The 12,844-nt window shown below is 37.2% G+C and carries 10 protein-coding genes; 1 reads left to right on the plus strand and 9 read right to left on the minus strand.

The genetic code is table 11. From position 1 onward, the window contains the following. Positions 1–79 precede the first annotated feature (79 nt). From ctaG to cyoE, 6 genes are all read right to left on the minus strand, one after another. Entirely contained in the window at positions 80–985 is a 906-nt protein-coding gene (gene ctaG, locus V7083_RS09505; RefSeq protein ID WP_335477283.1) for a cytochrome c oxidase assembly factor CtaG, read from the minus strand. 141 nt (positions 986–1,126) lie between these two features. Continuing rightward, the gene (gene ctaF / locus V7083_RS09510) at positions 1,127–1,462 is read right to left on the minus strand and encodes a cytochrome c oxidase subunit IVB (protein ID WP_335477284.1); all 336 of its coding nucleotides are present in this window, start codon (positions 1,460–1,462) and stop codon (positions 1,127–1,129) included. 4 nt (positions 1,463–1,466) lie between these two features. Continuing rightward, a complete protein-coding gene (locus tag V7083_RS09515; RefSeq protein WP_335477285.1) occupies positions 1,467–2,099 on the minus strand; it encodes a cytochrome (ubi)quinol oxidase subunit III in 633 nt (210 codons plus the stop codon). Next, a complete protein-coding gene (gene ctaD, locus V7083_RS09520; protein ID WP_335477286.1) occupies positions 2,099–3,976 on the minus strand; it encodes a cytochrome c oxidase subunit I in 1,878 nt (625 codons plus the stop codon). Before ctaD ends, V7083_RS09515 begins: the two co-directional genes overlap by 1 nt. Positions 3,977–4,007: 31 nt before the next feature. After that, positions 4,008–5,066 carry a cytochrome c oxidase subunit II gene (gene coxB / locus V7083_RS09525; protein ID WP_335477287.1) on the minus strand — a complete coding sequence of 353 codons (1,059 nt, stop codon included), beginning with the start codon at positions 5,064–5,066 and terminating at the stop codon, positions 4,008–4,010. A gap of 177 nt (positions 5,067–5,243) precedes the next feature. Continuing rightward, positions 5,244–6,161 carry a heme o synthase gene (cyoE, locus tag V7083_RS09530; protein ID WP_335477288.1) on the minus strand — a complete coding sequence of 306 codons (918 nt, stop codon included), beginning with the start codon at positions 6,159–6,161 and terminating at the stop codon, positions 5,244–5,246. Between the two features lie 559 nt (positions 6,162–6,720). On the opposite strand from cyoE, the gene V7083_RS09535 reads away from it, so the two are divergent. Further along, entirely contained in the window at positions 6,721–7,629 is a 909-nt protein-coding gene (locus V7083_RS09535; protein ID WP_335477289.1) for a COX15/CtaA family protein, read from the plus strand. A 38-nt stretch (positions 7,630–7,667) separates the two neighbouring features. Here the strand turns inward: V7083_RS09535 and pyc are convergent, their stop codons facing one another. From pyc to V7083_RS09550, 3 genes are all read right to left on the minus strand, one after another. Beyond that, complete coding sequence (pyc, locus tag V7083_RS09540) at positions 7,668–11,111, minus strand: pyruvate carboxylase (RefSeq protein ID WP_335477290.1); 3,444 nt, start codon at positions 11,109–11,111, stop codon at positions 7,668–7,670. A gap of 60 nt (positions 11,112–11,171) precedes the next feature. Beyond that, complete coding sequence (locus V7083_RS09545; protein ID WP_335477291.1) at positions 11,172–12,374, minus strand: FtsW/RodA/SpoVE family cell cycle protein; 1,203 nt, start codon at positions 12,372–12,374, stop codon at positions 11,172–11,174. A 194-nt stretch (positions 12,375–12,568) separates the two neighbouring features. Continuing rightward, positions 12,569–12,844: YlaN family protein (locus V7083_RS09550; protein ID WP_335477292.1), on the minus strand; the 276-nt coding region annotated here is incomplete at its 5' end.

Raw genomic sequence — 12,844 nt, forward strand, 5'->3', positions numbered from 1 at the left:
ATCAACAGAGTGTAAAAAATCTACACTTTTCTCTAACACAACCAAATATAAAAGAAAATAATCTCCCAAAAGCGGGAGATTATTTAATCAGAGAAGGATTTAAGGGCTGTTGCCTTTCTTTCTCAGAATCAGCCTGATCCTTTTGATACCATTCAAAGAAAACACGGAACAAAAATACACCGTAAATAATCTCTTGCAGCACCTTCATCAGTACACCGCCAAGCTGTTGATCATGAATTAACGACATAGAACTGAATAACTCTGGCCCGCTCAAATTTAAACTATTGAAATTAGCGGTTCCAACACATAGACTCATAACATTTCCCCAAACTGAGGGATCAGAATAGGTAGCATAAAGTGGTGTGTCAGCAAAAATAATTAATGCACAAGCAGGAGTTAAAAGGATGCCATCAGCAAATATATAGCCAACTTTTTTTAAACCATTTAAAGTTTGCTGCTCAGGCAATTGGTTGGTTAAAGGCCACCACATAAATATTGCCACTAGAAATAACAAAATGGAATACCCTGCATGCAGCCAAATATTTTGCATCACATGATCAAAAATAATGGGTACATGATAAAACGAAAATAGTCCATTGAAAACAATTAACGCGATTAATGGCTTTGTACAAAGGCCAAAAACCCTAGAAACAATAGGAAAATTGAGAACTTTTCTCCAAACCCATGTTGGGACACCCAAAATAAATAATGGCGGTACAAGCAAAACTAGAGCAGCCATTTGCATCATATGGACATAAAACATGAGATGGGCCATTATATCTAAGGGTGAACCTTTGATGGCATATAAAAGGATAATCGATATGACAAATAATGACCCTTGTTTTACAGTTAATGGTTCACTATCTGAAATCTTTCCTCTGTATTTAGTCGTCAACAGAAAATATCCAATTGTAAAGAGTATTAATAGTAACAAAAAATAAGGGCTCCATAGTGCTTTAAAACCAAAAATGTCCAAAGTAAGCACTGCTTATCACCTCGATATCAATAAAAAACATTACCTATATTATATCCTTGGCCAAAGACTAACGCAAAAGATGAACCTTTATATTGACTATTGGCCTAAAAAAGAAAATCGGCTAATAACGCCGATTTTCTATAATATGAATTACCACCAAATGATCGTCATAAACGTGAGAACTGTAACTAAGCCGATAAATAAACCGGAAAATAAGAATAGTGATGGTGCCTCGTGTCCTTTATGGCTCATATGCATGAAATAGTAAAGCTGAAAAATCACTTGAACAAAAGCCAAAAGAACAATAAACGGAACTGTAAACCAAGCTGTAAATCCTTTTAGGGCTACTGCAGCAAAGGCGATAAGTGTAAAGAAAATCATGATTGTAAAGGAAACAACCTGATATCTCATTTCTTCAGCACTTTTTCGGCGGCGGTATTCAATATCAACACGTGGATTTCCTGAATTTACTTGTGGATTTGCCATTTGTTTATCCCACCATTCCCATAAGATATACAACTGTAAAGATAAATACCCAAACTACGTCGATAAAGTGCCAATAAAGGCTCGCTACATAGAACTTTGGTGCATTATAAAGACTTAAACCACGTTTGCTATTGCGAATCATTAATGTCAAAATCCAAGCCAGCCCAAAGGTTACGTGTGCACCGTGGAAGCCAACTAGTGTATAGAAGGCTGAACCAAACGCGCTGCTGGTGAAGGTATGATGAAACTCATGCACATAATGGTTAAACTCATATACTTCAAGCCCCAAGAACCCTGCACCTAATAAAACCGTCAAACCAAGCCAAAGCATCATCTTTCTAAAATTAAAGTTTTTCATATGATACATTGCATATACACTGGTTAACGAACTTGTTAATAGCAGCATAGTTGCTACGAATGTTAGTGGAAGCTCAAACAAATCTTTTGCTAAATGTGCTTCTCCAGGGTTTGGTACCTTATCCTTAAGTGCAAGATAGGTGGCAAAAAGAGAGGCAAAAAGAACAGTCTCTCCTCCTAAGAATAACCAAAAACCAAGGAATTTATTTTTCGCATCAAGGGTCGATTTTTCAGGCTCTGCAGGCCATGTTTCATAGGTTAATTTTTCTTCGACATGCATTATGCCTTAACCCCCTTATCTTCGTCATCCATTAATTCTTCTTTATGAATATGGAATCCATGATCATCTTTAACCGAACGTGCAAACATTGCAGCAAAAGTTACGATTAAACCAATAATCATAACAGGTAATGCCCAAGCCTTGTCATCAACATGGTATAAGGCACCGAATGCGGCAATGAATAAACCTAGTGACATAACAAATGGCAAGAAGGAAGAATTTGGCATATGGATATCTCCCAGCGGTTCAGCAGGGGTCATGCCCGTTTTACCTTCTATTTTCTCTAACCAGTACGCATCTAAGCCACGAACAAGTGGAAGTTGCTTGAAGTTGTAGAAAGGTGGCGGTGATGGGATAGACCACTCAAGTGTTCTTCCATCTCCCCATGGGTCATTGCCAACTTTCTCATTTTTAACAGAAGTTATGATGATGTTTATTACCAGTATGATGACACCAACACCCATAAATGCAGCACCGACAGAACTGATCATGTTAGCTGTGTCAAAACCTTGCCCTGGTAAGTAGGTAAATACACGACGTGGCATTCCCCATAATCCAAGGAAGTGCTGGATAAAGAAAGTTAAATGGAAACCGATAAAGAATAACCAGAAAGTTATTTTACCCATTGCCTCATTTAACATAGTACCAAACATTTTTGGCCAGTACAGGTGNNGGTGAGTGGCAGCCAATATGGCAAATACAACTCCACCTACAATAACATAGTGGAAGTGGGCAACAACGAAATAACTATCATGATATTGATAATCCGCAGCCGCTGAAGCTAGCATTACCCCCGTTACCCCACCGATTACGAATGATGGAATAAACGCAAATGCGTAATACATTGGAGTAGTGAATTTCACACTACCTCCCCACATCGTTAACAGCCAGTTAAAAATTTTGATACCTGTTGGGACACCAATTGCCATCGTTGCAACCGCAAATATTGCGTTAGCAACAGGACCTAAACCAGTTGTAAACATATGGTGAGCCCAAACCATGAAACCTAAGAAACCAATTAATACGGTAGCAAATACCATTGATGAATATCCAAACAAACGTTTTCTTGAGAAAATCGAGAAAATTTCCGAGAAAATACCGAACGCTGGAAGAATAAGAATGTAAACCTCTGGGTGACCGAAAATCCAGAATAAGTGTTCCCAAATTACTGTGTTACCACCCATTGAAACTTCAAAGAAATTTGCTCCAAATAAACGATCAAACATCATTAACACTAAACCAACTGTTAATGGAGGGAATGCAAATAGAATTAATGCTGAAGCTACAAATGTTGTCCATGTAAATAACGGCATTCTCATATACGTCATACCAGGTGCACGCATATTAATGATTGTTACAAGGAAGTTAATACCTCCTATTAGTGTCCCAAGACCAGAAATCTGTAAACCAAGAACATAAAAATCGATTCCATGGCCTTTAGAATGAACAGCCAATGAAGCATAAGATGTCCATCCCGCATCTGGAGCGCCTCCCAAGAACCAGGAAAGATTTAAGAATACTCCACCAAAGAAAAATAACCAAAATCCTAGTGCATTGACAAATGGAAAGGCAACGTCCCGAGCTCCGATTTGTAACGGCATAACCGCGTTCATAAATGCAAATAAAAGCGGCATTGCAGCAAGAAAAATCATGGTTGTTCCGTGCATGGTTATAATTTCATTAAATGCACCGGCACTGACAAAATCATTATTAGGTACTGCAAGCTGGATTCGAATAAAAACGGCTTCTAATCCTCCGACTACGAAGAAAAATCCACCTGCAATTAGATATAGGATGGCGATTTTTTTATGGTCAACCGTTGTTAAATAGTCCCATAAAGTCGCCCCAAACCCCTTTTTTTGAGCATAGGTACTCACTTTTTTACCTCCCTTTTTACCAATTCCCCTTTTATTGCTGAACCTTTAAGCCCATTAAATACTCTGCCAGGGCATCCAGTTGTTTTTCATCCATTTTTGGATATTTACCAGTCATTTCATTACCTGGCTTATACGTTTCAGGATTTCGGATCCAATTTTTCAGTTCTTCTTTATTATGTTCTAAAATACCTGCAACACGTGAACGGTCACCAAAATTTGTCAAGTTTGGTGCCAATCTTGCTGTATCCGGCATTGAATTACCAGGTGTTACAGCATGACAGCCAATACAACTTTTATTAAAAATCGCTTGCCCTTCAGCAGCTAAGTCAGAACCGGCTTTTTGTGCTTTCTTCACACTCTGCATAGATTTAACCCAAGAATTAAACTGATCTCGGTTCATGGCCTTAACTTTAAAGTCCATTAAAGCATGAGAAGGACCACAAAGCTCAGCGCATTTACCATAGAATAGGTTCCCTGCTTCGTTAGCTCTTTTCGCATCAAACTTAAGCCAAAATTTGTTGATATTATCAGTATTTGTATCCATTTTTCCGCCTACTGCCGGAATCCAGAATGAGTGTTTAACGTCAACAGATTTTAGATTAAAATAGACTTTTTCATTTGTTGGTACAACTAACTCTTGGCTGGTTACAATTTTTTGCTTCGGATATTCAAAGTCCCACCAATATAAATGAGAACGAACATTTACTACAATTGCTTTTGAGTTTTTCTTATCCATATCTGAAACATCTGCAAGTTTGAATGTTGCAGCAACAGTTGGAACAGCAAGAATCAAGAGTAAAAGGATCGGTATAACAGTCCAAATAATTTCTAGTTTATGACTACCCTCAACTTGCTTCGGAATCCTGTCATCTTTTCTTCTAAATCTAAAGAATACAATAACAAAGATAATCATTACGATAATGATCACGCCAACCATAATGAGCGTACTTAGCTTCATTAAATCATATTGCATGTCTGCAACTTCACCGGCTGGCTTTAAAGTAGATAAAAATGGTTCGCCACATCCGGAGAGAATCAGCGCTAAAATCGCAAACAACGATATTAAACGCCACTTTGCAAGCCTTTTCATAATTTAATCAATCCCCTCTTTCGCATATGAGTTCTTAGATAATATTGATTGTTGATCAAAGAAGTATGTAATTGATTCTTCCCATCAAACCTAGGTGCGGCCGGTGTTCGTGAACACTGACCGCATCCCTAATAATTTTATGTTTGAAGTATATTGGTAAAGAATCGTCCAATAAGACTAAATTAATGTAACAAAAACCATTGCCACAAAAATTATCGTTAAATATTGGATGGAGTAAACAAACATGAGTTTTGCCCACTTAATGTCATCTTTGATCTTATATCCATAAATCCCTAATACTAGCCACCCTATATTCAGAAGCATTGCTAGAATTAGAAATGGGATTCCTAATTTAATAAGTAAAAATGGAATGGGCAACAATGCCACTAACCAAAGAAGAATGTGAACTTTGGTTGTTTTAAACCCCTTTACTACAGGCAGCATTGGTATTTTTGCAGCGCGGTATTCATTCACTCGTCTCATAGCGAGAGCATAGAAATGTGGTGGTTGCCAAATAAACATGAGTAGAAATAACGACCATGCCATGATATCCAGGTTGGCATCAACCGCAGCCCAGCCAATTAACGGAGGCACAGCACCAGAAATACTCCCTATAATGGTATTCGAGACTAGTTGACGTTTTGACCATAGCGTATACAATACGACATAACTAAAAACTCCAAGCAGTCCAATTACTGTTGCAGTTATGGTAGTAAAGAATAATAACAACGTTCCCAGTCCAACCAGTAAAATACCTAATGCTAGAACCTTGGCCGGAACAATTTTTCCGGTAACCGTTGGTCTTGTTTTCGTCCTGTCCATCAAATGATCGATATCACGATCGACATAATTATTAATAGCGCATGACCCTGCAATTATTAATGAGGAACCAGCAACTGTAAAAAAGACGATATCTAAATTATTTAGAAAACTTTGTCCTGTAAAATGAAGGGCGAGCCACAACCCTGTAAATGTTGTTATAAGATTGGAGTTAACAATTCCAATTTTTATAAGGGCCATTAAATCTTTCCATGCAGACGTTTTTTCCGCAGAAGCCTCCATGCCAGTGCCAATGGCAGCCTTTGAGTTAGACATTTACCTTCTCCTCCGATCCTTTGTCCCTAATATTCACAATTAGGCTCAACAATACAAAAATTGTTTCAATATATTCGCAGCTATGATTAGTAGCACTAAATAGCCAATAAACACCTTGATTGTTAAAACACTTTCTCTGTATATTAAATCACACTTTAAGTAGTTTTTGTGAACTTTTTTTGAATAATTTTTGAACATTTTATGACCCGTAATAATTTATCATTATTATACTCCATTTTATGTAAAACACGTTATTTAAATATATGTATAAATCAATTTTATCTAGCGAAATTCTATTAAATCAAGAATTTTCTAATTTCAAAAAATATTTCACCCTAATTTTTATGTTTTCCACTATAATAATAGTAATAGACAAACATTATGATTTCATCTATTTCTTTCGCTGAAAATGTTTCCAGAAATTAAACCGAAATTCTGTTCTTTTTCTTAGGAATTAGATATGATGAATAAGATACTTTGAATCTTTCTACTTTATCTCATTATACTGTCAAGATTTTTTTTTGACAAATTATTGAACTTTGTAAGAGGTGATTTTTTTTTGCGACGTTCTTTAAAGTGGCTGGCTGTAGCCACTACAATTGGAATGATACTTATTTTACTCGGCGGAGCTTTAGTGACAAAAACAAATTCCGGTATGGGCTGCGGCAGATCATGGCCACTGTGCAACGGACAATTTCTACCCACAGATATAACATTAGAATTAGTGATAGAGTTAGCTCACCGTCTTGTTTCCGGTGTGGTAGGCTTTCTAGTATTAATTCTTTCGATTTGGTCTTGGAAGGAGATTGGCCATATAAGAGAGACGAAATTTCTTTCTTTTATTTCCCTTTTCTTTCTAATCCTACAAGGGTTAATTGGTGCTGCTGCAGTAGTTTGGGGACAATCTGGATTTGTTCTGGCCTTGCACTTTGGAATCTCACTTATTTCATTTGCAGCTGTTTTTTTACTCACTTTACTTATTTTTGAGATTGATAAAAAATTCGACGCTGAAAAGCTTATCATTGACAAGAGAATGGGATTTCATATCATCGGAGTATCCATATACAGTTATTTAGTAATCTATACCGGCGCATTAGTTCGCCATACTAAATCAAGTCTTGTTTGTCGTGATTGGCCTCTTTGTTTAAATGACGGACCCATACTTCCTTCCAATATGTATGAATGGGTGCAAATGGGGCATCGTGCTGCGGCTGGATTCATTTTTATATGGATTGGGTATATAACGTATCTATCGATTCGCCATTATAAGCATCAAAGGGTTTTATACTGGGGATGGATCATTTCCTTTATTCTCGTCTGTCTACAAGTTACTGCGGGAGCCTTCATCATCATAACTAGATTAAACCTTTATATTGCACTTATGCATGCATTTTTTATCACTTGTTTATTTGGAGTTCTTAGTTATTTTCTTCTTTTATATTCAAGATCAAGAAAATATCACCCATAAAAAAAGTTGCCGGTAAAAGTAACCGGCAACTTTTTTTATTAGTCTCTACTTAGTTCAATTAATAAATCACCAGTTTGGATAGCATCGCCGCTTCTTACATAGATATCTTTAACCACGCCTGAAAAAGGTGCTTGAACTGTCGTTTCCATTTTCATGGCTTCGGTAATCATTAAATGATCGCCACGCTCCACTTTTTCTCCTTTTTCTACTAGTGTCTTAATAACTGTTCCTGGCATAGAAGCACCAATTTGCTGTTCATTTTTTGGATCAGCTTTCAGTCTGGAAGCAACTGTTGATTTGATACTTTCATCTTTAATGACCACTTCACGAGGTTGACCATTGAGTTCAAAGTAAACCACTCTTGTACCATCCGCCTGTGGCTGACTAATTGAAACAAGTTTAACAATTAGTGTTTTTCCTGTTTCAATTTCTACTTCTACTTCTTCTCCTAAACGCAAGCCATAAAGGAAAGTAGGAGTATCTAATACGGAAACTTTTCCAAATTGCTCAACCGTCTTGGTATAATCCATAAATACTTTTGGATATAAAGCATATGAAATAATTTCAAAATCGGTAACTTGTCTGCCAAGAACTTCAAAAAGCTCTTCTTTCAGTTTTTCAAAGTCTATCGGCTCAAGTAATTCACCTGGTCTTACCTCAAGCGGCTTTTTCCCTTTTAAGATGACTCGTTGTAGTTCTTCAGGAAAACCGCCATATGGCTGTCCAAGATATCCTTCAAATAATTCAACAACTGAATCAGGGAAATCAAGCGATTGACCTTTTAATAGCACATCTTCCTCGGTTAAATCATTTTGTACCATAAAGAGAGCCATATCGCCAACTACTTTTGAGGATGGAGTAACCTTGACAATATCGCCAAACATTTGATTTACCCTTGCATACATATTTTTGACTTCTTCCCAATGTTCTCCCAAACCAACTGCTTTCGCCTGTTGCTGAAGATTGCTGTACTGACCGCCAGGCATTTCATGTTCATATACTTCGGAATGAGGTGACATCATTCCGGACTCAAAATCTTGATAATATTTACGAACATCTTCCCAATAGTAGGACAGTTTTTCTAGTGATTGAATATCAACATTTGGTTTTCTTTCTGACCCTTCAAGGGCATAGTAGAGTGAATTGGCACTTGGTTGGGAAGTCAATCCAGCCATTGTACTTAAGGCAACATCAACAATATCAACACCACCATCAATGGCACGGGCATACGTATAAATCCCATTTCCACTCGTATCATGGGTATGAAGATGGATCGGAATATCAACTGTTTCTTTTAATTCGGAAATTAAACGATAAGCTGCTTCCGGCTTTAATAGGCCTGCCATATCTTTAATAGCTAAAATATGCGCACCTTGCTGTTCCAATTCCTTGGCAAGTTCTTTATAGTAATTGAGATTATATTTTGTCCTTGTCAAATCAAGAATATCGCCTGTATAACAGATAGCCGCTTCGGCAATCTTTCCAGTTTGTCTGACTGCATCAATGGCCGTTTCCATTCCTTTTACCCAGTTTAAACTATCAAAAATCCGGAATACATCAATTCCGGCCAATGCGGATTGTTGAACGAATTCTCTTATTAAGTTGTCTGGATAATTTTTATAGCCAACGGCATTTGCTCCCCTGAACAACATTTGGAACAGGACATTAGGTATTTTTTCTCTTAGTGTTAAAAGCCGATCCCACGGATCCTCTTTAAGGAAACGATAAGCGACATCAAAAGTGGCACCGCCCCACATTTCATATGAGAATAAATCAGGTAAAAGTTTGGCTGTTGGCTCCGCTATATGCGCAATATCAGTCGTTCTCATTCGCGTAGCCAGTAATGATTGATGAGCATCTCTGAAGGTAGTATCGGTTAAAAGCACCTGTTTTTGGTTCTTAACCCAATTAACCAGCCCATCAGGTCCATTCTGATCTAAGATTTGTTTAGTTCCTTCTTGATAAGTTGCATGTACTGGCAAAGACGGTATTCTTGGCTTAGAAAAAACTGGACGTTTTTTCTTCTCGATACCTGGGAATCCATTCACCGTAATGTTTCCAATGTAAGATAACATTTTCGTTCCTCTATCCTTACGAACTGGGAAGATGAACAACTCCGGTGTTGTATCAATAAAAGAAGTATCGTACTCACCGTTTAGGAATTTTTCATGTTTTACGACATTTTCTAAAAAGGGAATATTCGTTTTTATTCCTCTGATTCTAAACTCTTGTAAATTTCTCACCATTTTGGAGGCAGCTTGTTCAAATGTTAATGCCCATGTAGTGAGCTTAACAAGTAAAGAATCATAATAAGGAGTAATGACCGCCCCCATAAAACTGTTTCCTGTATCAAGGCGTACCCCAAAGCCTCCTCCTGAACGATATGCCATAATTTTCCCAGTATCCGGCATAAAGTTATTAAGCGGATCTTCTGTTGTTACCCTGGATTGAATCGCAAATCCATTAAGCTGAATTTTTTCTTGTGACGGGATGCCAACAATTGGTCCGTGCAACTCATGACCCTCAGAAACAAAAATTTGTGTTTGGACGATGTCAATCCCGGTTACCATTTCGGTAACGGTATGTTCAACCTGTACTCGGGGATTTACCTCAATAAAATAAAAATCATTCCCAGAAACTAAAAACTCCACTGTGCCAGCATTGAGATAACTAACATTTTTCATCAATTTTACTGCTGCATCGCAGATACTCTTTCGGAGTTCCGCTGATATAGAAACACTTGGAGCAACCTCTACAACTTTTTGGTGACGGCGTTGCACAGAACAATCACGGTCATAAAGGTGCACGATATTTCCATGTTTATCACCAATAATTTGGACCTCGATATGTTTTGGATTTTCAATTAATTTTTCGACATACACTTCATCATTTCCAAAAGCAGCCTTTGCCTCCGATTTAGCTCTTTCAAACGCTTCGGCTAATTCTTCATGACTTCTGACAATTCTCATTCCCCGGCCGCCGCCACCTAGAGAAGCTTTAATAATGACTGGAAATGCATTTACTTCAGTAAATTCTAATACATCATTTAAGCTGTTAACAGGACCATCACTGCCCGGGATGACGGGAATACCAGCCAAAACTGCTTGATGTCGGGCTTTTACTTTATCACCAAACATATCCAGATGTTTAGATTCCGGGCCGATAAAGATAATGCCCTCTTCTTCACAACGTTTTGCAAAATGAATATTCTCTGATAAAAATCCATATCCTGGATGAATCGCATCGGCACCACTTTTAATAGCGATGGCAATAATCCCGTCGATATCCAAATAGGCATCGATTGGCTTTTTTCCTTCACCAACTAAATATGCTTCATCCGCTTTATAGCGATGGTAGGATCCTGAATCCTCTTTTGAGTAGATCGCAACAGTTCGAATATTCAGTTCAGTACAGGCACGAAAAACCCTGATTGCGATTTCTCCTCTGTTAGCAACTAAAATTTTATTAATCTGCCTAGCCAATGTGAAAACACCTCAACTTCTATGTATTTTTAAAACGCGAAGGAAACCCTCGCGTTTCGTTTAAATATAGTATACTTTACCGTCACTACTTTGTTGTTTTTTATTTGTTTCATTTTTGTGTTTATATTTTTTTTCATATTTAACAAACATCGAAACATTTACTAGAATACCTGTTGCTGCAGCGAGTGACAAAAGGGAGGAACCACCATAACTAATGAAAGGAAGCGGCACACCGGTCAATGGCATAATTCCTGATACACCTGCTAAATTGATGAAGGTTTGAATTCCAATCATACTGGATATCCCAATCGCAAGGAGGCTTCCAAATGGGTCTTTACATTGTAAACCAATATATATTCCCCTCAGAACTATATAAGTTAATAGAATAATAACAAAGCCAACGCCCCAAACACCTAATTCTTCAGCAATAACAGCCATGATAAAATCTGTATGAGATTCCGGCAAATAGCCAAGCTTTTGAATACTTTTTCCCAGTCCCAACCCATTAACTCCTCCGGAACCAATGGCAATATAGGAGTTCGCCAGATGAAAACCTGCATCGTTTACATATTTTTCATCAAAAGGATTTCCTAATACTTCAAAACGACTCATTCTCTTTTCTGAGAGAATGTGATCCTTCATGACTAAAGCCAACGGAAGGATCATAATCAGAATGGACAAAACCAATTTTAAGATATTTTTAAAACTCATGCCTGAACAGAAAATAACAGTAGCTGCGATAAAGATGATAATACTTGCAGTACCAAAATCAGGTTGAAGAATAATTAAAAAGCAAACGATAAACAGGTATACTAATGGCGGCAGTACACCGGTATTAAATTGATTAATATAATTCTGCTTCTTAGCATAAACTGCAGCGAGGTAAATGATAACTGCCAGTTTCACAAATTCTGACGGCTGAAATTTAAATGACCCAAACGAATACCAACTTTGGGCACCACCAGCAATCGACCCAAAGACAAACAAGCCAAATAGAGCTAGAAATGATACAAGTACTATGGATATTAGTACCTTTTTAAACTCCATAATTTTATACGGAATAATCGCCATAAATATGAAAATAACAGCAAACATAAGCAACCATAATTTTTGCTTTTGGTAAAAGAAGTCACTTGACACACCATATCGCTGTACCGCTGATGCCATACTGGCACTGTATATCATCACTAAACCAAAAGCGCATAAAAGAATAATGGCAATGATTAAGGAATAATCATAGGATTTCAAGATTTTTTTAATCATGTAATGCGTCCTCATTTTCAAAATTAATTTATTACGATTCTATTATAATAGAAAATGGTTGTATTGACTTGTTGAAATGTAAAATTGTTATATCAATTTAATATAGAAAATTTTGAAAGTTAGAACGAAAAAAGGACCCTATCCTATAATAAAAAACCCAAACAATACAAAATATTGTTTGAGTTCTTCTAATATTATTTTCTTATGGATGCATCGTGAAGCGCAGACAATTCTCTTTCTAATTGATCTAAAATCGCTTTCCCATCCTTACTATCTATTAAGCCTAATCGTACAGCAAAGTCTATTTCTCTAGATAGGCCAAACATCTGTGTATCCAACACCTCTTCATAAAGAGGACATTGAGGCATCGTGAGATTGTCCATTTGCACTTTGATAAGCTTTAATATTTTTTCAGCGTCAGCCTGTAATAAGGCATAGGCTTTTTCATGGTGATTCACGATCATATCAGA

The sequence above is a fragment of the Bacillus sp. JJ1764 genome (genome assembly GCF_036962145.1).
In the GTDB taxonomy this organism is placed as follows: domain Bacteria; phylum Bacillota; class Bacilli; order Bacillales; family Cytobacillaceae; genus Neobacillus.

Coding starts and splice junctions, on each gene's coding strand:
- coxB (WP_335477287.1), bottom strand. CDS start 5,066: ATGAAAAGGCTTGCAAAGTGGCGTTTAATATCGTTGTTTGCGATTTTA.
- cyoE (WP_335477288.1), bottom strand. CDS start 6,161: ATGTCTAACTCAAAGGCTGCCATTGGCACTGGCATGGAGGCTTCTGCG.
- V7083_RS09545 (WP_335477291.1), bottom strand. CDS start 12,374: ATGATTAAAAAAATCTTGAAATCCTATGATTATTCCTTAATCATTGCC.
- V7083_RS09515 (WP_335477285.1), bottom strand. CDS start 2,099: ATGCATGTCGAAGAAAAATTAACCTATGAAACATGGCCTGCAGAGCCT.
- ctaF (WP_335477284.1), bottom strand. CDS start 1,462: ATGGCAAATCCACAAGTAAATTCAGGAAATCCACGTGTTGATATTGAA.